Genomic DNA, 24965 nt, shown 5'->3' on the forward strand with positions numbered 1-24965 from the left:
TTTTGCGACCCCACGCCCATGCTCCCAGTTATCGCCCCCGAACTGCTCGCCCCCGCCGGCACCCTGAAAAACATGCGCTATGCCTTCGCCTACGGCGCCGATGCGGTATACGCCGGCCAACCGCGCTACAGCCTGCGGGTGCGCAACAACGCGTTCGACCACGCCAACCTGGCCGTGGGCATTGACGAAGCCCACGCCCAGGGCAAGCGCTTCTACGTGGTGGTGAACATCGCGCCCCATAACGCCAAGCTCAAGACCTTCCTCAAGGACCTGGCCCCGGTGATCGCCATGGGCCCGGATGCGCTGATCATGTCCGACCCTGGGCTGATCATGCTGGTGCGCCGGCACTTCCCCATGATGCCGGTGCATCTGTCGGTGCAAGCCAATACGGTGAACTGGGCCAGCGTGGAGTTCTGGCAGCAGCAAGGGATCTGCCGGGTGATCCTGTCGCGGGAGCTGTCGCTGGAAGAGATCGACGAGATCCGCCAGCAGGTGCCGGCCATGGAGCTGGAAGTATTTGTGCACGGTGCCCTGTGCATGGCCTATTCCGGGCGCTGCCTGCTCTCGGGCTACATGAACAAGCGCGATGCCAACCAGGGCAGTTGCACCAATGCGTGCCGGTGGAAATACCAGGCCACGCCAGCGGTGGAAAACACCAGCGGCGATATCGTCCAGCAATGCCAGCCAACCCTGGGCATAGGCGCGCCGACCGACCAGGTGTTCCTGCTGCAAGAAGCCAACCGCCCCGATGAACAGATGCCCGCCTTTGAAGACGAACACGGCACCTACATCATGAACGCCAAGGACCTGCGCGCCGTGCAGCATGTGGAGCGCCTGACCCGGATGGGCGTGCATTCGTTGAAGATCGAAGGCCGCACCAAGTCCCACTTCTACTGCGCGCGCACCACCCAGGTGTACCGCCAGGCGATTGATGACGCGGTGGCCGGTCGCGCCTTCGACCGCAGCCTGATGACTAACCTGGAATCCCTGGCCCAACGCGGCTACACCGAGGGTTTCCTGCGCCGCCATGTGCACGACGAATACCAGAACTACCAGAACGGCAGCTCAGTTTCCGAGCGCCAGCAATTTGTGGGGGAGTTGACCGGCGCACGGCGCGGCGAGCTGGCCGAGGTCAAGGTGAAGAACCGTTTTGCCGTGGGCAATCACCTGGAATTGATGACCCCGGCCGGCAATTTTCACTTTGACCTTGAAATGATGCACAACGCCAAGGGCGAAGCCATCGAGGTGGCGCCGGGGGATGGGCACACCGTGTACCTGCCACTCCCGGCCGCGATGGATCTGCGTTTTGGCCTGTTGATGCGCGACGTTTGATGAGCCGTGCCCCTCTCCCCTGTGGGAGCAAGCGCCCTCGCCACAAAGGTTAGATCCGGAACTGGCCCACCAACTGCCCCAGCCGCTGGCCAAGATCCGCCAGGCTGCGGGAGGTCTGGGCGCCCAGTTGGGTTTCATCGGCGACGCTGTCCACCGCCACGGCAATCTGATGCACGCTGCGGTTGATCTCTTCGGCCACGGCGGTTTGCTCTTCGGCGGCGCTGGCGATCTGGGCGTTCATCGAGTTGATGGTCGCGATCAACTGGGCCATGGTGTCCAGGGACGCCCCGGCTTGGTTGGCCTGGGCCGAGGTGCCGTCGCCCGCATCGCTGGAACGGCGCATGGCGTCCACGGCGGCCTCGGTGCCTTTTTGCAGGCGGTCGATCATGCCCTGGATTTCCTGGGTGCTGGTCTGGGTGCGGCTGGCCAGGGCGCGTACTTCATCGGCCACCACCGCGAAACCACGCCCGGCCTCACCGGCCCGCGCCGCTTCAATCGCGGCGTTGAGAGCCAGCAGGTTGGTCTGTTCGGCGATGGAGCGGATCACGCCGAGCACGCTGACAATCGAGGACACGTCCTGCTGCAGGCTGTCGAGGGACACGCCACTGCTGCGGATATCGTTCACCAGCGCGTGGATCTGCGCGATGCTGCCGTCCACCACGCGCTTGGCCGCCTGGCCTTCGGCGTCGGTCTGTTGCGCGGCGACGGCGGCCCCTTGGGCACTGCGCGCCACTTCGTGGGCGGCGGAGGACATCTGGTTGATCGCGGTGGCCACCTGGTCGGTTTCGTGGCGCTGACGTTCCATGGCCTGCTCGGAACGCTGGGCCTGGTCCGACACCTGGCTGACCAGGCCGGTAAGCTGGCCGGTCATTTCGGTGATCTGGCGCACCAGGCCGTGGATCTTGTCGACAAAGCGGTTGAACGCACCGGCCAAGTCACCCAGCTCATCCTGGCTGGTGATGGCCAGACGGCGGGTCAGGTCGCCTTCGCCAGCGGCGATGTCGTCGAGGTTGGCTTTCATCAGGTTCAGCGGGCGCAGGATGGTATTGGCCACCAACAGGCCCACGGCGGCGATCACCAGCAACACCACCACGGCCACGCCGAGGATGCTCAGCAATACACCTTCCATGCGGGTTTTGACCTTGGCTTCGACCACCGCCACCTGGGCTTCGATGCCGTCCAGGTTCACCGACGTACCGATCACCATGTCCCACTTGGGCAGGTATTCGGTGTAGCCGAGCTTGGGCACCAGTTCGGTCTGCCCCGGCTGGGTGGAGCTGTATTGCAGGTAGTGGGTGCCGTCCTTGCCGACCTTGACCAGGTCGCGGTTGACATAGACGCCATTGGGGTCGCGGTTGTCCTTGAAGCTCTTGCCCACGCCATCGGGGCTGTTGCCCTTGAACAGGCGGATGGTCTCGGAGTCGTAGCCGAAGAAGTAGCCGTCCTTGCCGTAGCTGGTATTGGACAGGAGCTTGACCACCTCGGCCCGCGCGGCGGTATCGCCAGGGGCGGCCGCGTCATAGAGCGGCTTGATGGTGCTCATGGCCACCTCCACATAACTGTGCAGGGTGGCCTTGGCGTCGTTGAGCAGGCGTTGGCGGGTTTCATCCACCTCATTGCGCGCCTGGCCCTGCAGAATCCACACGGTGGTCAGGCTGATGACCACGGCAAACAGCAACACCGGCACGATGGCCAGGGACAGGACTTTGGCCTTCAAACTCAGACGCATGGCTTCTCTCTCTTATTAGTGGCGACTAGAGAGATTATCGGCGGCGTAGGAGGTTTCTGTAGTTAGTGGGATTGCTGTGGTGAGCGGGGCTGTTGTGGTGAGCGGGCTTGTTGTGGTGAGCGGGCTTGCCCCGCGCTGGGCTGCGAAGCGGCCCCAACCCAGGCACCCAGTTTCTCCAGTGAGCGCGCGGTGTCCGGTTTTGGGGCGGCTTCGCCACCCAGCGCGGGGCAAGCCCGCTCACCACAACAAGCCTCATTCACCACTACAGCCCCATTCACCACCACAAGACCGCGACAGGCAAGTGTCAGAGGGTCATCGCCGCCAACCAACCGAAAGCCAGCAATGGGATGTTGTAGTGCAGGAACGTCGGCACCACGGTGTCCCAGATATGGTGGTGCTGGCCATCGATGTTCAGGCCGGAGGTGGGGCCCAGGGTGGAATCCGACGCGGGCGAGCCAGCATCACCCAAGGCACCGGCGGTACCGACGATGCACACGATGGCCACCGGGCTGAAACCCAGTTGCACACACAGCGGCACAAAGATCGCGGCGAGGATCGGCACCGTGGAAAATGACGAACCGATGCCCATGGTCACCAGCAAGCCCACCAGCAACATCAGCAAGGCACCCACGCCACGGCTATGGCCGATGAACGCGGCCGAGGTTTCCACCAGCGAGCGCACGTCGCCCGTGGCCTTGAGCACTTCGGCAAAACCCGACGAGGCGATCATGATGAAGCCGATCATGGCCATCATCTTCATGCCTTCGGTGAACAGGTCGTCGGTGTCGCTCCAGCGCACGATGCCCGACACCGAGAAGATCAGGAACCCCGCCAGGGCGCCAATGATCATCGAGTCCAGCCACAGTTGGATGATGAACGCCGAGGCAATCGCCAGGCCCGCCACCAGCAGGGTCAGCGGGTTGTACTGCACCGCGACTTGCTCGACCCGCTCGATTTTCTCCAGGTCGTACACGCGTTTCTTGCGGTAGCTGACAAACACCGCCACCAGCAAGCCCACCACCATGCCCAGGGCCGGCAGGCTCATGGCATGGGTAACGTTGACCTGGCTGATATCCACCCCGCTCTTGGCCACGTTGGCCAACAGGATCTGGTTGAGGAAGATATTGCCAAAGCCCACCGGCAGGAACATGTACGGGGTGATCAAGCCGAAGGTCATCACGCAGGCGATGAGGCGGCGGTCCAGTTGCAGCTTGGTCAGCACGTACAGCAGCGGCGGCACCAGCAACGGGATAAAGGCGATATGGATCGGCAGGATGTTCTGCGAGGCAATCGCCACCACCCACAGCAGGCCGATCAGCAGCCATTTGACGTGACTGCCGCCGCTGGCTTCCTGGCGGTCCACCAGCATCAGCGCCTTGTCGGCCAGGGCGTGGGCCAGGCCGGACTTGGCGATGGCCACGGCGAAAGCGCCGAGCAAAGCGTAGGACAAGGCCACGGTGGCGCCACCGCCCAAGCCGCCATTGAAGGCAGTAAGCGTGGCATCGATGCCCAAGCCGCCCGTGAGGCCGCCCACCAGGGCGCCGACGATGATGGCGATGACCACATGCACGCGGGACAGGCTGAGCACCAGCATGGTGCCGACCGCGGCAATGACTGCGTTAATCATGGTTACCTCAAGCAGAAACATAAAAAACAGGCATGCCCGCACCCGGACGGCCATTGGGTGGCAACCGGCGCGCAGGCTTGAAGGAGGTCTTATTAGAGGGCGCGCACTTTGCCGGACACACGTGCACATGTCAAAACCAGGGTGAAGGGCCTGTGTGGTGAGCAAGCTCGCTCACCACAAAAGCAGGTTTCAATTGAACGTTTAAATAATAAAGAACCGAAAAAATCGGCCGATAACCTGATTCATTGTGTTTTCAGGTTAAGGATGCTCCTCGATGTCCCTCAGACAGCTGTCCATTCAATGGAAAATCACCCTGCTCGCCGGCCTCTGCCTGCTGGGAATCGTGACCTTGTTGGTGGGTCTGTCGCTCTATCGCATGGAGCAGAGTTCGCAGCAGGTCAAGGCCTCCAGCATGCAGATGCTCGATGAAGCCGCGCAGTCGCGCATCGAAGCCCAGGGCGAAGTGCAGGCGCTGGGCATCCGCCGCCAGTTCATGGACGCCTATCAGTACGGCCACGGTTTTTCGCGCCAAGTGTTGTTTTTGCGCGAACAGGCCGAAAAGCGCTTTCTTGATGCCTTCGACACCCGCGAAGACCTGACCCGCCAGGTCAGGGCTGCGTTGCAGGCCAATCCAGACCTGCTGGGCCTGTCCCTGGTGTTCGAAGCCAATGCCCTGGACGGCAAAGACGAGTTGTTCGCCGGCCAAGCGGAGTTGGGCAGCAACGACAAAGGCCGCTTCGCCCTGTACTGGTCGCAGCCGACGCCGGGCAAACTGGAGTCGATGGCACTGCCGGAAAGCGACATGTCCGACACCAGCATCGGACCCAGCGGTGAAAAAGCCAACGCCTGGTTCACCTGCCCACGCAGCACCCTCAAACCCTGCGTGATCGAACCCTACTTCTACACCATCAACGGGCAAAACGTGCTGATGACCAGCATCGTGTTCCCGCTGACGGTCAACGGCAAAGTCATCGCCTCGCTGTCGGTGGACATCAACCTCAACAGCCTGCAGGCCGTGAGCCAACAGGCCAGCCAGAAGCTTTACGACGGCCAGACTCAGGTCAGTATCCTGAGCCCCACCGGATTGCTCGCCGGCTACAGCCCGGACGCGAGCAAACTGAGCCAGCGCCTGGACCAGGTCGACACCGCCAGCGGCGCGCAATTGATCGCCGCATTGGCCAGCAGCGCGCAAATCCGCAGCCTGCGCACCGAGCATCAACTCAAGGTGCTGGCGCCCTTCGCGCCGATCCCGGACGGCAAGCCATGGGGCGTACTGCTGGACGTGCCGGAAAAAGTCCTGGTGGCCCCCGCCGAAGCACTCAAGGCTCAGTTGGACGCCGACAACGCGCGCGGCACCTTGCTGGAGCTGGGCCTGGGCTTGCTGGCGGCCGTGGTCGGCTTGATCCTGGTGTGGCTGATGGCGCGCAGCGTGACGCGGCCGATCCTCGGCGTGGCGCACATGCTCGAAGACATTGCCAGCGGCGAAGGCGACCTGACCCGCCGCCTGGCCTACAACAAACAGGATGAGCTGGGCCAATTGGCTGGCTGGTTCAACCGCTTCCTCGACAAGTTGCAACCGATCATCGCCGAGGTGAAACGCTCGGTGCAGGACGCCCGTGGCACCGCCGATCAGTCTGCCGAAATTGCCACGCAAACCAGCGCCGGCATGGAGCAGCAATACCGCCAGGTCGACCAAGTGGCCACCGCCTCCCACGAGATGAGCGCCACTGCCCAGGACGTGGCCCGCAGCGCCGCCCAAGCGGCCCAAGCCGCCCGCGATGCCGACCAGGCCACCCGTGACGGCCTGACCGTAATCGACCGCACCACCACCAACATCGGCCACCTGGCAGCGGACATGAGCACCGCCATGGCCCAGGTTGAAGGCCTGGCCGTCAACAGCGAGAAGATCGGTTCGGTGCTGGAAGTGATCCGCGGCATTGCCGAGCAGACCAACTTGCTGGCGCTCAACGCGGCGATTGAAGCCGCCCGCGCCGGTGAGGCCGGCCGTGGCTTTGCGGTAGTGGCTGACGAAGTGCGCAACCTGGCGCGCCGTACCCAGGAGTCCGTAGAAGAAACCCGCCTGGTGATCGAGCAATTGCAGAACGGCACCGAAGAGGTGGTCGGTTCCATGGGCAACAGCTATCGCCAGGCCCAGGGCAGCGTCGAACAGGTTGGTGAAGCGGTGACTGCCCTGCGCCAGATCGGCGATGCCGTTACGGTGATCAGCGACATGAACCTGCAAATCGCCAGCGCCGCCGAAGAGCAAAGCGCGGTGGCCGAGGAGATCAACAGCAACGTGGCGACGATTCGAGATGTGACCGAATCGCTGTCGGAACAGGCCAATGAGTCGGCGCGGGTGAGCCAGGCGTTGAATAGCCTGGCGAATCAGCAACAGGGGTTGATGGATCAGTTTCGGGTGTGAGCCCCCACCCTTCCCGATCCTTGAGTAGATCTCATGTGGGAGCGGCGTCAGTGCTTGGGCAGTTGGATCAGTACCTTCAGCCCGCCCAGTTCGCTCTCCTGCAACTGCAACACCCCGCCCCACACTTCGACAATGTCCCGCACAATCCCCAACCCCAGGCCATGCCCTTGAATCTGTTCATCCAGGCGCGTGCCACGGCTGAACACCTGGTCACGCTGGGTCTCGGGAATGCCCGGGCCGTCGTCTTCCACGGCCAGCAGGTAGCTGTGCGCGGTCTCACTGACGCAGAGCCGCACGTCGGCATCCGCCCATTTACAGGCGTTGTCCAGCAGGTTGCCCAGCAGTTCCAGCAGGTCTTCCCGGTCCCAGGGCAATTGCAGGCCCGGCGTGGCCTCGTAGCTCAAGTCCAGGTGTTCGCCGTGGATCATGTTCAAGGTGGCCAACAACCCTGGCAGTTCTTTCTCGCAATCGAACAACGCGCCCGGTAGGGTTTCCCCCGCCAATCGCGCCCGGTTGAGTTCACGATTGAGGCGTTGCTGCACCTGCTGCAATTGGTCGTGCAGCAGTTTGCTCAGTTCGGGGTGGTCCTTGAGCGCCTCGCTGGACGCCGCACTCAGCAGCACCGCCAACGGGGTCTTGAGGGCGTGGCCAAGGTTGCCCAAGGCATTGCGCGAACGTTTGAGGCTGTCTTCGGTGTGCGCCAGCAGGTGGTTGATCTGCGCCACCAACGGCTCCAGCTCCAGCGGTACCTGGGTGTCGAGTTGGGAGCGTTGGCCCTGTTGCAGTTGAGCAATCTGTTCGCGGGCGGTTTCCAACGGGCGCAACGCTCGGCGCACGGTGACCCGTTGCAGGATCAGCACCAGCAGCAACGCCGCCAACCCCAGTACCAGACCGATCTGGCGCATCAGGCGAAAGCTTTCGCGTACTGGCGTGTAGTCTTGGGCCACACTGATGGAGATCGATTGACCGAAGCGTTTGTAGTCCTCACGCAGCACTAACAACTGCTGGCCTTCCGGCCCCAACTGCAAATTACCCTTGAGCCCCGCTTCGGGCAGGTGCGGCAGGTCCTGGTCCCACAACGAGCGTGAGCGCCAATGCTTGTCGGCGAAATCAATGCGGAAATAGTGCCCGGAAAAAGGCCGCTGATAGGCTGGCGACAGACGTTTCTCATGCAGTTGCAAGCCGTCCGGCCCGCGCACCAGCGCCACCAGCAGGCTCTCGCTGTCGTTACGCAGCCCCGCTTCCAGATAGCGCTGCAAGCCCGCTTCGAACAACCAAAGGCTGGTTTGCGCCAGCGCGACGCCAACGATCACCATCACGCTGATCAAACCCAGGCTCAGGCGCCGTTGAATCGACCTCATGCGGGGCTGGCGCCAAACCGATAGCCTTGGCCGCGACGGGTTTCGATCACGCTGCGGCCCAACTTGCGGCGCAAGTGGTTGACGTGCACTTCCAGCACATTGGAGTCGCGCTCAGTCTCGCCGTCATAAAGGTGCTCGGCCAGGTGGCTTTTCGACAGGATTTGTTCCGGGTGCAGCATGAAGTAGCGCAGCAGGCGAAATTCGGCGGCGGTCAGTTGGATCTCTGCACCTTCGCGCAGCACGCATTGGCGGCCTTCATCCAGGTGCAGGCCCGCGGCTTGCAAGGTGGGCTGGTTGGCGCGGCCATGGGAGCGGCGCAGCAGCGCCTGGATGCGCAGGTAAAGCTCGTCGGGGTGAAAGGGTTTGCTCAGGTAGTCATCGGCGCCCGCCTTGAGCCCCTCGATGCGCTCGGCCCAGGAATCGCGGGCAGTGAGGATCAGCACGGGAATGGCCAACGCCGCGGCGCGCCATTGCGCCAAAACCTCAAGGCCAGGTATGCCGGGCAAGCCAAGGTCGAGGATGATCAGGTCATAGGGCTCGCTGCGGCCCTGGTACGCGGCGTCGCGGCCGTCAGCCAGCCAGTCGATGGCATAGCCCTGTCGCTGCAAACCCGCCAGCAATTCATCGGCCAGCGGCACGTTGTCTTCCACCAGAAGCAGGCGCATCAGTCTTCCTCGTCTTTGATCAACGCACCCGTCGATGCGTCCAGCTTGATCTCACGCACCACGCCCTCGGCAGTGACCAACTCCACTTCGTAGGCGTACTTGCCGTGCTTTTTCTCAAGTTCGGCCTCCAGCAAGCGGGAACCGGGGTGGCGCTCCATGGCTTGTTGCAACAGTGCTTCCAACGGCAGGATCACGCCCTGTTGACGCAAAGCCAAGGCTTCGTCCTGATCAAGGTCACGGGCCGCAAGGCTTGAGCAAAAAACCAAAAGTACCAACGCGACTCGACCGCCGATGCGTACATTTACCTTCATTACGTTTCCTGATGATTCTTGAGAACCTGCCCGGTGAGCGCATCCAATTCAATTTCCCACTCAACGCCGCGAGTATCTTCCAGCTCGACTTGGTAGATGTACTTGCCGTACTCCTCGTCCAGGTCTGTGTCCAGCAGGGTCGAACCGGGGTGCAGGGCCAGTGCCGTGGCTTTCATCTGATCAAAGTCGACGATTGTAACAGTGGCCGGCAGTGTCAGTGGCTTGTCGGGGTCCACTGCCCTTGCCTGGTTGGCCGAGAAGGCGATGATAGCGGCAGTGGCGAGCGCTGTAAGGCGCTTCATGATGAGTCTCCATTTCCGGATGTTTTTCCTACGCCGGCCACCGTACCTGCTGCAACTTAACTGAAACTGAATTGCCACCATGGCAATTCCCTACAACCCTCTTCACCTAAAACGGTACGAGATTTCCTATACTGCCCCGCTCGCTTCAACAGAGACCGGTATGACAGCCATCCACATCAAATTCCCCGCCCTGACCCTCAAGGCCGGCACACGCGCCTTTGCCCGCATCCGTGAACAGGGGCTGGCGCCGAGTGACGTCGGTATCCTCCCCGGTGCGGCCGGTGGCCCCAAGGCGCTGGGCATCCAGGGGCTCGACCTGGCGCTGTTCGGTGACTGGCTGCCGCGCGCGCCACGGGAGCGCGCACTGATCGGCGCGTCCATCGGCTCCTGGCGGTTTGCCAGCGCTTGCCTGCCCGACCCGGTGCAAGGCCTGCTGGACCTTGGCCGGCTGTACAACGAACAACGCTTTGCCAAAGGTGTGACCATGGCCGACGTCAGCCAGAGCTGCCAGCGCATGCTCGATGACTTGTTGGCGGGCCGCGATGCGCGGGTGTTGGACAACCCCAACTATCGCCTCAACATCATGGTGGTCAAAAGCCACGGCCTACTCGCCGACGACCATCGCGGCCGGCTTGGGCTGGGCCTGTCGTCGGTAATCGCCGACAATTTGCGCGGCCGCGCGCGGCTGGCGCGACATTTTGAGCGACTGATCATCCACGACCCGCGCCAGGCGCCGCCGGTGCATCCATTAAAGGATTTCCCTTCGCGCTTCCTTGACCTGCAACTGGGCAACCTGCGCCAGGCACTGCTGGCGTCGGGCTCGATTCCCATGGTGATGCAAGGCGTGCGCGACCTGCCAGGTGCCGGCGCCGGTACCTACCGCGACGGCGGCCTGCTGGACTACCACCTCGACCTGCCGTACCACGGCGACGATATCGTGCTGTATCCGCACTTCACCGACCGCGTCATCCCCGGCTGGTTCGACAAGGGCCTGCCGTGGCGGCGTAGCAATCAACAAGGTTTGCAGGATGTGTTGCTGCTGGCCCCGTCCAAGGACTACCTGGCCCGCCTGCCCCACGGCAAACTGCCGGACCGCAGCGACTTCAAGCGCTTTATGGGCGATGACACCAGCCGCAACACGTATTGGCAAACCGCGATGAGCGAGAGCCGGCGACTGGGGGATGAGTTCCTGGAACTGGCCGACAACGGTGGCCTGGGCGAGCGCTTGCAGGCCCTTTGACCCAGCGGTATGCGCGGCGGCGGGCCAAGCTGTTAAACTCGCCGCCTGCCAGATACCAACGAGCTGAAAACACTGTGGAAATCTTCAAAGAGTTTACCTTCGAATCCGCCCATCGCCTGCCCCACGTACCGGAAGGCCACAAGTGCGGGCGCCTGCATGGGCATTCATTCAAGGTGGCCATCCACCTGAGCGGCGACCTGGATCCCCATACCGGCTGGATTCGCGACTTCTCGGAGATCAAGGCGATTTTCAAGCCGCTCTATGAGCGTCTCGACCACAACTACCTCAACGACATTCCCGGCCTGGAAAACCCGACCAGCGAAGTGCTGGCCAAGTGGATCTGGACCGAGTTGAAACCCCTATTGCCGGAACTCAGCGCGATTCGTATCCATGAGACCTGCACCAGCGGTTGCATCTATCGCGGTGAATAACCCTTTCTGCGAGGGTAAGCCCTAATGGAAAATACCTGGCTGGCCCAAGCCAAACGTCTACAAGCCTTGGCCTCCACAGGGCTGCACTTTTGCACCGATGCTTTCGAGCGCGAGCGCCTGGAAGAAATCGCCGAGATCGCCCACAGCATGCTGGCCCAACTGGGCAGCGTGCCGTTGGAGCGCATCACCGGGCTGGTCTCGGATTTTGCCCAGCGCTATTCGACGCCGATGATCGATGTGCGCGGAGCGGTGATCGAAGGCGACCGGATCTTGCTGGTGCGCGAGTTGACTGACGGCTGCTGGGCGTTGCCAGGCGGTTATGCCGATATCGGGTTGTCGGCGGCGGAAAACATCATCAAGGAGATCCGCGAAGAAGCCGGGCTGACGGTGACCGCACGGGCACTGTACAGCGTGACGCACAAGGCCAAGGGCTTGTACCGGCCGGATGTGCGGGACTTCTACAAGCTGTATTTCCTGTGTGAGCCAGTGGATCAGTCGGCGCCGATGGCCGGGTTCGAGACCACCGACGTGGGGTTTTTCCGCCTGGATGAGCTGCCGCCACTGTCCCGTGGACGCACCATCGAAAGTGATCTGGAAGCGGCCTTTGCCTTCCATCGCGGCGAAACCACCCACACGCTGTTCGATTGATCCAATTTGTATCACTGCTGCACCGCTTTCGTGCCTGATTGGGCACGGCGAACACTTCTCCCTGCATTCCCCTCCAGTTTGGCTATAAATACTGTGCACGGTGCACAACGCCCACCGTGCGCTCGTCACTGCCTCTGATTTGGCACGCGCGGTGCAATAGGCCTGCGTCACTCATTCAGGGAGCAAGGCACATGACGCAGCAAGAACCGGGCAACGATTACCCCCTCAGCGAAGTCCCCATGCATGCGCGCAAAGGCCTGGCGTCCACCGCCATGGTGTTGCTGGGCTTTACCTTTTTTACCGCGACCATGTTTGCCGGCGGCAAGCTGGGGGTGGCCTTCAGTTTCACCGACATGCTCGGCGTGGTGGCCTTGGGTAACCTGCTGTTGGGTATCTACGCCGCAGGCCTGGGTTACATCGCCTTCAAGAGCGGCTTGAACTCGGTGCTGATGGGGCGCTTCTGCTTTGGCGAAGTGGGCAGCAAGCTCAGTGACTTGATCCTGGGTTTCACCCAGATCGGCTGGTACGCCTGGGGCACCGCCACGGCCGCCGTGGTGCTCGGCAAATATTTCGAGCTGGGCCAGGGCAGTGTACTGGCGTTGATGGTGCTGTTTGGCCTGGTGTTCTGCGCCACGGCCTACATTGGCTATCGCGGGTTGGAGATCCTGTCCTATATCGCGGTGCCGGCCATGGGCATCTTGTTGTTTCTGTCGATGTGGGTGGCCACGGTAAAAGTCGGCGGGCTGGATGGGCTATTGGCCGTGGTGCCGACCGGTGAGTTGGATTTGTCCACAGCGATCACTCTGGTGTTCGGCACCTTTGTCAGCGGCGCCACCCAAGCCACCAACTGGACGCGGTTTTCGCGCTCGGCCAAGGTTGCGGTATTGGCCAGCCTGATCGGCTTCTTTATCGGCAATGGTTTGATGGTATTGATCGGCGCGTATGGCGCCATCGTCTATCAGCAACCGGACGTGGTGGAAGTGTTGCTGCTGCAAGGCTTTGCCATGGCGGCGATGGCCATGTTACTGCTCAATATCTGGAGCACCCAGGACAACACCATCTACAACTTCGCCGTGGCCGGCTGCAACCTGCTGCGCACCAAGCGCCGCAAGACCGTGACCCTGGCGGGCGCGGTGATCGGTACGCTGCTGGCGTTGCTGGGCATGTACGACATGCTGGTGCCCTATCTGATCCTGTTGGGCACCGTGATTCCACCGATTGGCGGGGTGATCATGGCGGACTTCTTCTACCGCTATCGCGGCCACTACCCGCGCCTGGCGGATGCGCGCCTGCCGGCGTTCAACTGGCCAGGGCTGGTGGCGTATGCAGTGGGCACGGTGCTGGCGTTTCACTCGCCGTGGGTCGCGCCGTTGGTAGGAATTGCGGCAGCATCGCTGACTTATATTGCACTCACGGCGGTATTGCGCGTGCCGCTGGCTGACGCCCGGGCATGAGCCTGACCATCGCCGATGTGCTCGCCTTGCCGGGCCTGGAGTCCATGCGCCTGCGCGCGGGCGAAACAGGCCTGGATAACCTTGTGCGCTGGCCCTATGTGGCGGAAAACAGCGGCATTGCCGAATGGGTTCTGGGAGGCGAACTGGTGTTCGTCACCGGCATCAATCACCCACGGGATGAGGCCAACTTGCTGCAACTGCTAGAGGAGGCGTGCCAGCGCCAGGTGGCCGGGTTGGTGATCCTCACGGGGCCGGCGTATATCCAGGCAATCCCTCAGCGATTGCTCGATGCTGCCGCAGCTGCCGGAATGCCGCTGATCGAGCAGCCTTACTCGTTGAAAATGGTGCTGGTGACCCAAGCGATTGGGTCTGCGCTGATTCAGTCGGAACAGTTGGGCCGTTCGCGGCACGATGTGCTGGAACGTTTGCTAACCGGCGACTATCAGTCCCTGGATTTGCTACTGCACCGTGCTGTGCAATTGGGGATGTCGCTGGCCGGGCATTGGCAGGTGGTGCAACTGCAACTGGAAGGCACTGAGTTGCTGTTTGCCCAGGGCGATGTGGCGTTCGTCGAAGCGCAACTGGCCCGGCAACATGACGGCATCACTCGGCGGTTGCGCCAACTCTCTGCGGGGCTGCCGGTGGTGGGCCGAGCCGGGCAATGGACCCTGCTGCTGCCAGCCTCGGATGCCGTGGCAGCCTTGGCCAACCGCCAGCAACTGGCCGATTGGCTCAACCCGCTGAACCTGCGCCTGGCGCCGCTCAAGTTGTTTATCGGCCTGAGTGCTGCTGCCCATCCCCCCGTTCGCTTGGCCCAAGCCCAAGATGAAGCCCGCCAGGCGCTGGCCGCCGCGCGACGGTTCAGTGAACGTGCCGGGCTGTGCGTGTATGACGAACTGGGGGTGCTCAAGTTGCTCAGCGGCGTACGTGATCGCGCCCTGCTCGACCAATTCCTTAATGAACGCCTGGGCCCGTTGCTGCGCCACGACCTGCACCACGGCCCCAGCCTGATGCCAACCCTGGAAGCCTGGTTTCATGAGAATGGTAACCTTGTGGCCGCCGCCCAGCGGCTGGCGGTACACCGCAACACCCTGACGCACCGCGTCCAGCGCATCGAAGCCCTGTGCGGGCTGACGCTGGACAATTCTTATGACCGCCTGGACATCGGAATCGCCCTGATGATCTGGCGGCTGTCTGCCTGATTGTTTTTAGCCAAGAGGAGCTTGCCCATGCACATCATCAACGCCCGCCTGCGCAACCGTGAAGGCCTGCATGATCTGCACCTGGAACACGGCCGGATCGCCAGCATCACAGCACAAACAGCGGTGCCGGTACTGGCAGCCGGCGACCTGGACGCCGCCGGCAACCTGGTGACCCCGCCCTTCGTCGAGCCCCATATCCACCTGGACGCCACCCTCACCGCCGGCGAACCACGCTGGAACATGAGCGGCACCCTATTCGAAGGCATCGAGTGCTGGGGCGAACGCAAGGCCACCATCACCCAGGCCGACACCAAGACCCGCGCCAAGAAAACCATCCAGGCCCTCGCCGCCCATGGCATCCAGCATGTGCGCACCCATGTCGATGTCACTGATCCGGACCTCACCGCGCTCAAGGCCATGCTGGAGGTACGCCAGGAAAGCGCACATCTGATCGACCTGCAAATCGTCGCGTTCCCCCAGGAGGGTATCGAGTCCTACCGCAATGGCCGTGAGCTGATGGAGGAAGCCATCCGCCTGGGCGCCGATGTGATCGGCGGCATCCCCCACTTTGAATACACCCGCGACCAAGGCGTGAGTTCGGTGAAGTTCCTAATGGACCTGGCCGAGCGCACCGGTTGCCTGGTGGACGTGCACTGCGACGAAACCGACGACCCGCATTCGCGCTTCCTCGAAGTGCTTGCCGAAGAGGCCCGCAGCCGCGACATGGGCGCCCGCGTCACCGCCAGCCACACCACGGCCATGGGTTCCTACGACAATGCCTACTGCGCCAAACTGTTTCGCCTGCTGGGGCACTCCGGCATCAGTTTCGTCTCCTGCCCCACCGAGAGCATCCACCTGCAGGGCCGCTTCGACAGTTTCCCGAAACGCCGTGGTGTCACTCGCGTCAACGAGCTGCTGGAAGCGGGCATGAACGTGTGTTTCGGCCAGGACTCCATCGTCGATCCCTGGTATCCGCTGGGCAATGGCAACATCCTGCGGGTGTTGGAAGCCGGCTTGCACATCTGCCACATGCTCGGCTACCGCAACCTGCAAAGCGCCCTTGATCTGGTGACGGACAACAGCGCCCAGGCTATGGCCCTGGGTGACCGTTACGGCCTGGAAGCCGGGCGCCCGGCCAACCTGCTGATCCTCTCGGCAGACAGCGACTACGAGGTGATCCGCAGCCAAGGCCTGCCGCTTTACTCGATCCGCAACGGCAAGGTGTTGATGAAGCGCCAACCGGCACAGGTGGAGTTCGCCTAGACGATCGAATCGATATCCAAAGTTTGCACCTGCCCCCGTTCGCGATAGGTGAATGGGGGGACGCTGGCGACCTGGGACAACTCGCGGTTTTCACGGTGGCTGAACCAACGTTTGAGGCTTGGCTGCAGATGGGAGGATTGGGCGTGGCTGCCGTAGACATCACGCGCTTCGAGACGGCGCCAACGCAAGGATTCGAGACGCTCGCGACTGGTCTGTAAACGGTCGATTTCGGCGTTCAACGGTTCGTGGTGTTCATAGCCACGGTCATTACTCGGGGAGCGACGGGCGAGTTCCAGGCGTTTTTCTCGCAGTTGCTGGCGCATGTTCGCCAGCGCATGGTCCAGCAACTCAAATTCCCTTGGTGTTACCAGCGGGCCGCTGCTGTCCAAGGTTTGCTGCCAACGGCGCAGGGTGGCCCAGGCCGCCGGGATGTAGCTGGCGGTCATGAAGTGCTGGTTGACCTGGAAGATCTGCCTCAACAGATTGTCCCTGTCCGGCATGTCGCCGTGCAGTTGCAATGCACGATTGCAGCCAGCTTCCTGGATGGACTCACAACCGGGTTTCCACAACACCGAAGACTGCGTGCCATCCGGCAGCCTGAGCGGCATGAAGTGTTGTTGTTCACCGTGGTGCTGGTAGGGGTTGCCCCCAAAGCGCACCAGCCCAGCGGCGAACAGCAGGCCACCTGGCGCAGGGGCGCTGAACAATGTGACGGCGCCGGGAACCCAGAGTTTGGCGGTGGTGTTCATCCACGGTGCAGGGACGCTGGGGACGGGGTCGTTGTGGTTGACGATGCGGTGGTGGACCAGGGTTGCGGCCCCGGCGGTGAACTCGGCGTCGGCGGCGCGGGGGGCGCCGTAGGTGTAGAGGAGGATGTTGTATTTACGGTCTGGCGTACGACGTAGCCCTTCTGCCAGAAGCAAAGCAATTGCACCGCCCAGGCTGTGACCACAGATGATTACCCGTTGCCCCGCGTAAAATTGGTCAAGGTATTGCCTTACGAAATCCAGCATCGCCCTGTAGGCCTGATAAAAACCTTCATGCGCCTTGCCGACACCTTCGGCGAAAGCCACCTGGTGGGCGTTAGCATCACGTAACCCATCGGCGGGACTCACGGTGCCGCGCACGGCAATTAGAATGATTTCCTCATGATGAGTAATAAATGCCTGGGTGTCGGTACCGAATTCCTCATCATCGAAAAAGTGCAAACTCGCTGGGTGCTCCTGCTTTTGCTCCAACTCTGGCCGGTTTTGCGGATACAACTCAGGGTCAAAGGGTAAAATTTCGAAGCGTTGGGAGTATGGGACTTCCTCGTAGAGAGGATAGAAACGCTGCGCTTGCTCAGGGTCAAATCGCCAGGCTTCTTGATAGCCCGATAGCTTTTCAGCAAATAGATGGCCGACGCTGGGATCGAAGGGGAAGCGAACGTCATCGGTAGGTCTTTTAGGTGGCACCTGTCCGAAATCGCAGTAACTCAGTGTAGCCATCAATGCCAATTGGTAGAGGTTCAAGGCGCAGAAGCTGTCCTCGGTGGAAAGCATTGGACGTAGGGCTCGTAGGGGGCGAACCTCGAGAACGGTATGTTGATTGGGAAACAGGACGATCCCGGTCAAGGTCGGCTGGGGTGGGGCGAATCCGAGGTCGGCCATCATTTTCAGGGCGTGTCGTTGGGGGCGAAGATTTGTGGGTGCCACCCGCGGCAAATGAGCGATATGGCGAACGAGGTCGCTTACTTCCACCTGATAGAACTTGTCCGCCGTCTTTCGCTTAGGATTATTTTCCGTTCGTTGGCCATTGGCATTGTAAAAGTGCGTTTGCTCAGCGCGAAATTGAAGTTCAGTGATTGGTAATTTGTAAGTCTTACGCCCTCTAAGCAGTCGATAGGGCTCTTCCTCTCCGGTGTATTGCTCATCAAAAAGCAGAACTGTAGGCCCACAGTAAAGATCTTTTAAACTGGCAAGACCTTCACCATTGAGCCTCCCGCTGTGCTGAACGCCAGCGCTGTCGAAGAGCGTAAATGGAAGACCGCCATAGGGTTTTCCGTCCCCGGTTTCATCCACTAGACAAAAATTCACCCAGGCGCCTCGCAACGAACACGCAGGCATCTGGTCATCAAAAAAGGGTTGCTTCCATGCATCCAGCCCCATAATTCACTCCTTGTTTCTACAGGTTGGATAGACGTCACATATACGTCCATCCGGCATTTTTATAGGTTTGAAATCCGTAGTATTGCTCCCGCAATACGCGAACGTATCCTCAAAGCTTTTACCTTTACAACGCTTCCACCCCCCCGGAACGGCCACCCAGTTATCGTCAAAATAGGGTTCCTCCTCATCAGTCAACGCCAGCACCATCCTGAGCTTTTTCCCCGCCAATTGGTCTCGCTGCGCCACACCTCCCGCAAGCCTCTGCCGTCCAGTAGCGTCCAATGAGCGACACTGCAGAATCTTGGCGATCGCATGCTGAGGCCCTACGGTCCGGAATAACCAATGACACCGCCCCGGTAATGCTTGAACACCCGACTCCGGCATACCGGTACCGTATTCCCAACGATCTCGAATACCGACAACTGCACGGTCCCCACCCACATCCGAATCCCGCGCGCCCCACTTCGCACGCACATCAAAATCCACACTGCGCAACACCGTAGGGCAACCTTCGATCACTTGCGCCAGTGGCAAGTCAAAACTCACGATCTCAGCTTCTGGTTTGTACTGTGTGATTAATATCTTGCGCTCCGGCCGCCTGCCGCGACGTGTCGGCAACGTGCAGGTTTCCCCGGTTGCCGGGCTGTAGTTGGCGCCCGCAATAAAACGAAATTGCGCCGGCAAGTCCACCTCCAACGTAACGCTATCAGCCGGCTTCCCCGCACATCCCGTTAGCCCCATCACCAGCGCAATCAGAACGCTCAACCGTCGCCTACTCATCCTTGCTCCTCATCAATTCCCACTGTGCTATCACCCGTTCAAAGTGGTCCTGCGGTGTCTCTCCTGCCATCGGTTGCCAGCGGATAACACTGCTACGTGTGGCCTCCTCCAACCGTCGAACCACCAGGAACTCCAACTGTTCCGGCCTGCGCCATTGCCAGGCACGGGCCTGTTCCAGTACGTGGTTCAGCCAGGTCCTCGGTTCCTGAAATTGCGCCAATGCCGCCAGGTCTTCGCTGTGTTCGGCCAGCAGGTAGCGCAGGATATTGGCGTGCAGGATGGCGCCCGCGTTTGGGTTGGGCGCGTTGAGCCAGGGTGTGGGGACGGGCACGGGATAGACGCCGGGAGCTGGGTTGTCGTCGTAGTGCCAATGGTCGTTGTGCCAGTAACACACACTGATCAAGGGGCCGAGAAATGGTGGCCAATACTCAGGGCACAAATAAGCCAGCGCACGGCCCAAGGTGCGGTTGTCGTGAAAGCGATACAGCGCCTGTTCGCCTTTGGGCTCCACCAGCAGCCGGTCGCGCCAGTGTCGAGTTACCGGCTCAAGGTCGTCGCTTGGCAAACTGCCCAGCCAACCCCAGTTCGTCTCGGGCGCTTGCAGGAGATTGAGCAGCACGGGTTCATTCAGTTGCTCCAACAGCAGGATGAGCGGACCTTCCATCGCCAATTCCGCGACGGGGGTCTCGACGTAGAGACTGCGAGAGTGAGCTGGAGCACGCACCGCCAACATCGACTCACACGCCTCGTGGTGACCTTCAAGCATCAGGCACAGCCGATGGCCGGCCTGATGCTGTCGGGCCATCCATTGGCCTGGTATATCCTGCATCACGCCGCCCTCCCAGGAACATCACAGAAGCCTTCGCGACAGCGTTCACAGACCGGGCAAAAGTCTGCGCCGAGTTGCCTGGCCATTTGCATGATGGTGCCTTGCACAGCAGACAGTGCCGGCACATCGACCGCCGCCAATCGCACCACGGGCGGCGACCCGCCCAGGGTAATGGGTCGACTGCTGAAGATGCCGCCCGCCTGGATCACCAGATGCTCCCCGCCCGCCTTGAGGCTCAGTTGTGCCCCGGCGTCGATCACCAGGCTGGCACCGGACTTGAGGTGCAACTGCTGCCCGGCCTCGATGAACAGGGTCTGGCCGACATGGGTCCGGCTTTCGCCGTGCACATTGAGGTGATCATTGGCCTTGAGCACGACCTTGCGATCACCGCTGACCTGGCGATGCTCCTCGTTTTCCAGGCGCACCGCACTCAAGCCATGAATGACTTCGTGCCGCTGCCCCGCCACCTCCAACCGGCTGTCATGGCCGACTTGCTGTTCCAGGTCCCGTTGGGCACGCAGGTAAATGAGTTCCTCGCCACGACGGTCTTCGAGGTGCAGCTCGTTGCAGCCCGCACCTCCCGGGGAGCTGCGGCTGCGCAAAACGCTGCGGGTCTTGTACTGCGGCAAGGGGTAGGCCGGACTGTGCAGGGCGTTGGGCAGGCAACCGTTGATCAACGGCTGGTCCGGGTCCCCCTCCAGGAAGGTCACCAGCACTTCCATGCCCACCCGGGGAATCATGGTTGCGCCATAGCCATCACCAGCCCACCCGGAGGCTACCCGCACCCAGCAACTGCTGTTCTCATCCGACTTGTCGAGGCGGTCCCAGTGAAAGCGCACTTTCACCCGGCCATATTCGTCACAGTGCACTTCCTCTCCGGCTGGCCCGGTCACCGTTGCGGTCTGGCAACCAAGGAGAGTCGGCTTGGGATGCTTAAGAGGGGGCCGATGCACCACCTGCCAGGGTGTTGCGGTAAAACGATTGCGATACCCCTGAAAGGTGTCCGCCATGGGTGTCGCCTCCTCCAGCACCTGTGGTTGGTAACCTTCGTGGCGCACGGAAGTAATGAGCCACAAATCGTTGCAGGATGGATCGGGGTGATCACGCAGCGCCAGGAAATGCCCGCTGCGCAGTGCTGGCTGGTCGCTCTTGCCCAACGCTCGATGGTGGTCGCTTTGATGGCGCTCCAGGCCCCGGCGTGCCAGTTGCTGCCCCCTGGCATGGTCAGTGAACCCTGCGGGGTAGTGATAATCCTCAAGGGGATGCGCCGGGATCGAACCAGCCGTATCTTGCAGACGCAACGAAGGCTGTTTGAAGTTGTGGTCACGGCGCAGCGTCTTCTGGCTGCGGGTGGCCAGGCGCACGCGGAAACGCTGGATAACCTGCGCCTGGGCCTTCGCCCCGCCAGCAGGGCAATAACGCTGCGCGGGCAAACGACGAAACACGGTCTGGTCATCACCAAACACCAACAGATGCGCGTCCCTGCTGTGGCGGAAATGGAAGTGAATGCCCTCCTCTTCGCACAATCGCTGAATGAAATGCAGGTCGCTCTCCGCGTACTGCACACAGAAGGGTCGCGGCGGATACACCACAGGCCCCAGTTCGAACACATAGGCATCGGCCAGGATGCCGTGGTGTTCAAGGACCTGGGCGATGATCTGCGGCACGCTGCGCTGCTGGAAAATCCGCTGGTCGCGCCGGTAGGCAAGGTAGGCCAGGCGTGGCGCCAGGGTGAGGTGATAGCGGGTCAGCCGGCGACCCGGGTCATCACGGCCGACAGCATAGATTTGGCCATGCAGACCTTGGTTTTCGGCACCGAAGTCCAGATAAGCCGGTTGGTGGAGCAACCCTTCCAGATCAAGTAGAGGGTTTTCGCTGACACACTGCACCTGAATGAAAAACGGCTGATCAAGGGCTTCGCTGCCTTTGAATGCCAATACCTGAACATCGTTATTTAACCCAGGAAGTATTAATTTGAAACGTGACGAAACAAACGCGTTATCCATCCGCTATTACCCAAACCCAATAACCCCGACAAAAACCTTCTCCCGTTAAACACCCAATAAATTGCCGAGAAAAAGCGCCTTAACGCCACAAAGCTTAGCGATCTCAGGCAAAAACGGCCTTCAGAAAACAAAAAAAAGAAGTTTCGTACGGAAAAACTGGAAGTATCTTTTACAAAATAATAACGAGAGAAAAACCGCCACTTCTTAATTAAAAGAAACGCCCTACATATAAATGATGACTCTATAACTAACAAACAGAGAAACAGCTGACACTTGTTTAGGGCATCAGCTGTGTAACGGTTTCAGGCTTGCGGCCGCGCGGTCCCGAACAGGCTGACGCCCACCAATGTTTCAGCCTGAGCACGCAAGCGCACTGGCGCGGTGCCACCCGGCATGACCACCGCGACCTCGCCCGCCTCCACCCAACCGGCACGCCATGCTGCGCACGCCACGGCACTGGCGCTGGTTCCCGAAGACGCCGTTGGGCCCTCGCCTCGCTCGAACACTCGCGCGATCACGCGGTTGGCAGAATCCCGGACAGCCCATTGCAAATTAACCCCGGCCACGCAGGGTCGACCGCCGCCCACCGGCGGTGCAAAGGCAATCGCCTTCAAGGGTTCGAACAGCGTGGGCTGCTGCATCTGTTGGTTGTCCGGCAACGCCGACGCCTGTTCGACCAACGTCACGCAATGGGGGTTGCCCACCCGCACAAACTGGCTGCGCACCCACAGCGGGTTGATCGCGGCCAGTTCGCTGACGCGGCAAAGCCCGGCCTCAACCCCCTGCGCGCCTACCACAGCCGGCCCGAACTCGGGCGTGCCCAATGCCAGCCAGAAACCTTCGACCTGCTCGTATACGGCGGGCTCAACCAGGGTCGTCACGGGTGACGGCGCATCCAACTTGTCGTGATGTACCCGAAGCTCACAGGCTTCATTCATCAAGCCCTGGTCAGTGAGGGCCTGGGCAAAGATGGTCAAGCCGTTGCCGCTGCGTTCGGCCAGGGAGCCGTCGGTGTTGACGATCAGCAGGTCAAACGGCGGCTCGGCCTGAAATGGCCCCACCAGCAGGCCATCGCAGCGGTGGGCCTTGGCATTGGGCGGACGCGGCAACGCGCCCCAACGACATTCGGAGGCGACAGCTGACGATGCCCATGATGCTCGATCAGCCGCTGCCTGGGCTGCGCTCTGCGCAACCTCGATCCCCTGTCGGCGCAGCGTGTCAGGGCTGATGACCCCATAAATATTGCCGCGAGCGTCGTAAAAGTGGGTCATGCCGTCACCTGCCAAAGAATCTTCATCCACCTGATCCATTCAGTTACCTACAGAGTCGACCGGCAGCGTATTACAGATCAACCCGCTGTGGGAGGCGGCTCGCACGCTACGGCCTGATGTGCAAGGATGTCGCGCCGGACATCGTTCTTTGAACGCAAAACCAAGGATTTTTCATGACTGCCATCCCCACCTCAGTGCCCGTGGTTCCCGGGCGGCTGGAGCAAATGTCGACCCGCATCGCGTTTTTCATCGCAGGCTTCGGCATCGCCGCCTGGGCGCCTTTGGTGCCTTATGCCAAGGCTCGCGCGCAACTCAATGAAGGCACCCTGGGCCTGCTGCTGTTGTGCCTGGGGGTGGGCTCGATCATTGCGATGCCAGTGGCAGGTGCCCTGGCCTCGCGCTGGGGTTGCCGACGTGTGCTGACGGCCGGGACGATCATGATCTGCCTGGCCCTGCCGATGCTGGCCACGGTGAGTTCAATTCCATTGCTGATGGTCGGGTTGTTCCTGTTTGGTGCAGGTCTTGGCACGGTGGATTCCACGGTCAACCTGCAAGCGGTGATCGTCGAGCGTGCCAGCGGCAAAACCATGATGTCGGGCTTCCATGGTTTGTTCAGCCTGGGGGGGATTGTTGGCGCGGCGGGGGTTGCCGGTTTGCTCGGCTTGGGCTTATCGCCGCTGCAGGCAACCCTGGTGGTGATCGTGATCATGGCCGCGGCGCTGCTCAAGGCCGGGCCGCACCTGCTGCCTTACGGCAGTGAAAGCTCGGGCCCGGCCTTTGCAGTGCCCCACGGCGTGGTGCTGTTTATCGGTTGCCTGTGTTTTATCGTGTTTCTGGCCGAAGGCGCGGTGCTGGATTGGAGCGCCGTATTCCTCAGCGCCGAGCGCGGCCTGGATGAAGCCTACGCAGGCTTGGGGTATGCGGCCTTTGCCTTGACCATGACCGCCGGGCGCCTGACCGGTGATGCCATCGTGCGGCGCCTGGGCGCCACCCGGGTGATTGTGATCGGCGGTGCGCTGGCAACCGCCGGGATGCTGCTCACCACACTGCTACCGGCCTGGGAAACTGCATTGCTGGGGTATGCGCTGGTGGGCGCGGGCTGCTCGAATATCGTGCCCGTGTTGTATAGCGCCGTTGGCAAGCAAAAGGTCATGCCCGAACATATCGCCGTACCTGCCATCACTACCCTGGGTTATGCCGGTATCCTCGCCGGCCCGGCCATGATCGGCTTTATCGCCCACGGCAGCAGCCTGAACATGGCGTTTGTGCTGATCGCACTGTTGCTGGCAGGCGTGGCCATCAGCGGCAAGATCCTCAGGGTGTAAAGTGCCCCATCTAAGGCCGGGGAGCTACCTGGCCTTGTGCATTTTGTACTGTTCAAGCCAGCGCTCGAGACTTTTATTGCTCAAACACCCCTCATGCCTGGGTCGTCCAAACAGGCGCGGGTTATTGGCGCGCTCCAATGAACGTAATAGCCCCGGCCGCTCAATGATGTTCTTGGCCGTGTACACACAGTGTTCGCTGTACTTTTTGCGGGGCAACCCCGTCGCCGGTTCAAGTATGGGTATGCCCCGGGTATCCGTATCGTCTGGGTCGTTCATAACGACCTTGAGCAGTGCGATTTCCACATACGCTAACGCGTCGAAAAACCCGGCCCGATCCCGGCGGATATCCCTCAGCTGTTTGAAATGGCCCTGAAGTGCCTGAACGACCTTGGCATTGCTCTGCCCGTGGAAAGGATCCTGGCTGAAGACGCTGGGGGAGCTGTTGCCTTGCAACAGCGCCGCAGCTGTCCTTAGGCTGTCACGCGTAATGAACCCCTCGAAATCGATGATTGCATCGTTCAACAGCGGGCGTTTGAGAATCTCCCGGACCACCAGGATAATGCGGTCCCGCACGTTAATCTCCCGCCAACGTTTGCGCCGCAATGCTGCGCAGAGACGAC

Annotated in this window: 21 protein-coding genes and 1 pseudogene; 9 read left to right on the top strand and 13 right to left on the bottom strand. The window is 61.4% G+C overall.

The genetic code is table 11. From position 1 onward, the window contains the following. The first annotated feature begins 18 nt into the window (after nucleotides 1–18). Nucleotides 19–1332: a tRNA 5-hydroxyuridine modification protein YegQ gene (gene yegQ / locus ACLD1Y_RS09330; RefSeq protein ID WP_429477481.1), complete on the top strand. Its 1314-nt coding sequence runs from the start codon at nucleotides 19–21 to the stop codon at nucleotides 1330–1332. Between the two features lie 49 nt (nucleotides 1333–1381). Here yegQ and ACLD1Y_RS09335 read toward each other — a convergent pair whose 3' ends face one another. The 3 genes and pseudogenes from ACLD1Y_RS09335 to ACLD1Y_RS09345 all read right to left on the bottom strand — a co-directional run bounded on the left by ACLD1Y_RS09335 (nucleotide 1382) and on the right by ACLD1Y_RS09345 (nucleotide 4685). Next, the gene (locus ACLD1Y_RS09335; RefSeq protein ID WP_429477628.1) at nucleotides 1382–2203 is read right to left on the bottom strand and encodes a methyl-accepting chemotaxis protein; all 822 of its coding nucleotides are present in this window, start codon (nucleotides 2201–2203) and stop codon (nucleotides 1382–1384) included. 36 nt (nucleotides 2204–2239) lie between these two features. Continuing rightward, nucleotides 2240–3061: pseudogene (locus tag ACLD1Y_RS09340) on the bottom strand (cache domain-containing protein); the annotation flags it as partial. A gap of 304 nt (nucleotides 3062–3365) precedes the next feature. Then, entirely contained in the window at nucleotides 3366–4685 is a 1320-nt protein-coding gene (locus ACLD1Y_RS09345) for a Na+/H+ antiporter NhaC family protein (RefSeq protein ID WP_200846516.1), read from the bottom strand. A 277-nt stretch (nucleotides 4686–4962) separates the two neighbouring features. Here ACLD1Y_RS09345 and ACLD1Y_RS09350 point away from each other — a divergent pair, with 277 nt between their 5' ends. Further along, nucleotides 4963–7110, top strand: coding sequence for a methyl-accepting chemotaxis protein (locus tag ACLD1Y_RS09350; RefSeq protein WP_429477483.1), 2148 nt, complete (start codon nucleotides 4963–4965; stop codon nucleotides 7108–7110). A 47-nt stretch (nucleotides 7111–7157) separates the two neighbouring features. Here the strand turns inward: ACLD1Y_RS09350 and ACLD1Y_RS09355 are convergent, their stop codons facing one another. The 4 genes from ACLD1Y_RS09355 to ACLD1Y_RS09370 are packed head-to-tail and all read right to left on the bottom strand — an operon-like array spanning nucleotide 7158 to nucleotide 9749. After that, nucleotides 7158–8471, bottom strand: coding sequence for a sensor histidine kinase (locus ACLD1Y_RS09355; RefSeq protein ID WP_429477485.1), 1314 nt, complete (start codon nucleotides 8469–8471; stop codon nucleotides 7158–7160). Then, nucleotides 8468–9136: a response regulator transcription factor gene (locus ACLD1Y_RS09360; protein WP_429477487.1), complete on the bottom strand. Its 669-nt coding sequence runs from the start codon at nucleotides 9134–9136 to the stop codon at nucleotides 8468–8470. The genes ACLD1Y_RS09355 and ACLD1Y_RS09360 overlap by 4 nt, the downstream gene beginning before the upstream one ends. After that, entirely contained in the window at nucleotides 9136–9447 is a 312-nt protein-coding gene (locus tag ACLD1Y_RS09365) for a PepSY domain-containing protein (protein WP_429477489.1), read from the bottom strand. The genes ACLD1Y_RS09360 and ACLD1Y_RS09365 overlap by 1 nt, the downstream gene beginning before the upstream one ends. Beyond that, on the bottom strand, nucleotides 9447–9749 hold the full coding sequence (locus tag ACLD1Y_RS09370) for a PepSY domain-containing protein (RefSeq protein ID WP_429477491.1): 303 nt from the start codon (nucleotides 9747–9749) through the stop codon (nucleotides 9447–9449). Before ACLD1Y_RS09370 ends, ACLD1Y_RS09365 begins: the two co-directional genes overlap by 1 nt. A 160-nt stretch (nucleotides 9750–9909) precedes the next feature. On the opposite strand from ACLD1Y_RS09370, the gene ACLD1Y_RS09375 reads away from it, so the two are divergent. The 6 genes from ACLD1Y_RS09375 (at nucleotide 9910) to codA (ending at nucleotide 15987) form a co-directional block, all read left to right on the top strand. Further along, nucleotides 9910–10989 carry a patatin-like phospholipase family protein gene (locus tag ACLD1Y_RS09375; protein WP_429477493.1) on the top strand — a complete coding sequence of 360 codons (1080 nt, stop codon included), beginning with the start codon at nucleotides 9910–9912 and terminating at the stop codon, nucleotides 10987–10989. Between the two features lie 74 nt (nucleotides 10990–11063). Beyond that, nucleotides 11064–11420 carry a 6-carboxytetrahydropterin synthase QueD gene (gene queD / locus ACLD1Y_RS09380; RefSeq protein ID WP_003237990.1) on the top strand — a complete coding sequence of 119 codons (357 nt, stop codon included), beginning with the start codon at nucleotides 11064–11066 and terminating at the stop codon, nucleotides 11418–11420. 24 nt (nucleotides 11421–11444) lie between these two features. After that, nucleotides 11445–12068 (top strand): NUDIX hydrolase, encoded by a 624-nt coding sequence (locus ACLD1Y_RS09385; protein ID WP_429477496.1) that lies wholly within the window; start codon nucleotides 11445–11447, stop codon nucleotides 12066–12068. A 191-nt stretch (nucleotides 12069–12259) separates the two neighbouring features. Continuing rightward, nucleotides 12260–13522: a cytosine permease gene (gene codB / locus ACLD1Y_RS09390; RefSeq protein WP_429477498.1), complete on the top strand. Its 1263-nt coding sequence runs from the start codon at nucleotides 12260–12262 to the stop codon at nucleotides 13520–13522. Continuing rightward, nucleotides 13519–14724, top strand: a complete 1206-nt coding sequence (locus ACLD1Y_RS09395; RefSeq protein ID WP_429477500.1) for a PucR family transcriptional regulator — start codon at nucleotides 13519–13521, stop codon at nucleotides 14722–14724. The genes codB and ACLD1Y_RS09395 overlap by 4 nt, the downstream gene beginning before the upstream one ends. 27 nt (nucleotides 14725–14751) lie before the next feature. Then, the gene (gene codA, locus ACLD1Y_RS09400) at nucleotides 14752–15987 is read left to right on the top strand and encodes a cytosine deaminase (protein WP_429477501.1); all 1236 of its coding nucleotides are present in this window, start codon (nucleotides 14752–14754) and stop codon (nucleotides 15985–15987) included. Here codA and ACLD1Y_RS09405 read toward each other — a convergent pair. The 5 genes from ACLD1Y_RS09405 to ACLD1Y_RS09425 form a co-directional block, all read right to left on the bottom strand. Beyond that, nucleotides 15984–18134 carry a lipase family protein gene (locus tag ACLD1Y_RS09405; protein ID WP_429477503.1) on the bottom strand — a complete coding sequence of 717 codons (2151 nt, stop codon included), beginning with the start codon at nucleotides 18132–18134 and terminating at the stop codon, nucleotides 15984–15986. The genes codA and ACLD1Y_RS09405 overlap by 4 nt on opposite strands. A gap of 3 nt (nucleotides 18135–18137) precedes the next feature. Continuing rightward, nucleotides 18138–18914 (bottom strand): hypothetical protein, encoded by a 777-nt coding sequence (locus tag ACLD1Y_RS09410; protein ID WP_429477505.1) that lies wholly within the window; start codon nucleotides 18912–18914, stop codon nucleotides 18138–18140. Continuing rightward, nucleotides 18907–19743: a DUF4123 domain-containing protein gene (locus ACLD1Y_RS09415; RefSeq protein WP_429477507.1), complete on the bottom strand. Its 837-nt coding sequence runs from the start codon at nucleotides 19741–19743 to the stop codon at nucleotides 18907–18909. The genes ACLD1Y_RS09410 and ACLD1Y_RS09415 overlap by 8 nt, the downstream gene beginning before the upstream one ends. Next, a complete protein-coding gene (locus ACLD1Y_RS09420) occupies nucleotides 19743–21749 on the bottom strand; it encodes a type VI secretion system tip protein VgrG (protein WP_429477509.1) in 2007 nt (668 codons plus the stop codon). Before ACLD1Y_RS09420 ends, ACLD1Y_RS09415 begins: the two co-directional genes overlap by 1 nt. A 302-nt stretch (nucleotides 21750–22051) precedes the next feature. Next, a complete protein-coding gene (locus ACLD1Y_RS09425) occupies nucleotides 22052–23020 on the bottom strand; it encodes a diaminopimelate epimerase (protein ID WP_429477511.1) in 969 nt (322 codons plus the stop codon). 173 nt (nucleotides 23021–23193) lie between these two features. On the opposite strand from ACLD1Y_RS09425, the gene ACLD1Y_RS09430 reads away from it, so the two are divergent. Next, nucleotides 23194–24345, top strand: coding sequence for an MFS transporter (locus ACLD1Y_RS09430; RefSeq protein ID WP_429477513.1), 1152 nt, complete (start codon nucleotides 23194–23196; stop codon nucleotides 24343–24345). Nucleotides 24346–24369: 24 nt separating this feature from the next. On the opposite strand, the gene ACLD1Y_RS09435 is transcribed toward ACLD1Y_RS09430, so the two are convergent. After that, a complete protein-coding gene (locus ACLD1Y_RS09435; protein WP_429477515.1) occupies nucleotides 24370–24918 on the bottom strand; it encodes a type III secretion effector protein in 549 nt (182 codons plus the stop codon). Between the last annotated feature and the right edge of the window lie 47 nt (nucleotides 24919–24965).

Source organism: Pseudomonas sp. 18175 (assembly GCF_050432925.1).
Classification (GTDB): domain Bacteria; phylum Pseudomonadota; class Gammaproteobacteria; order Pseudomonadales; family Pseudomonadaceae; genus Aquipseudomonas.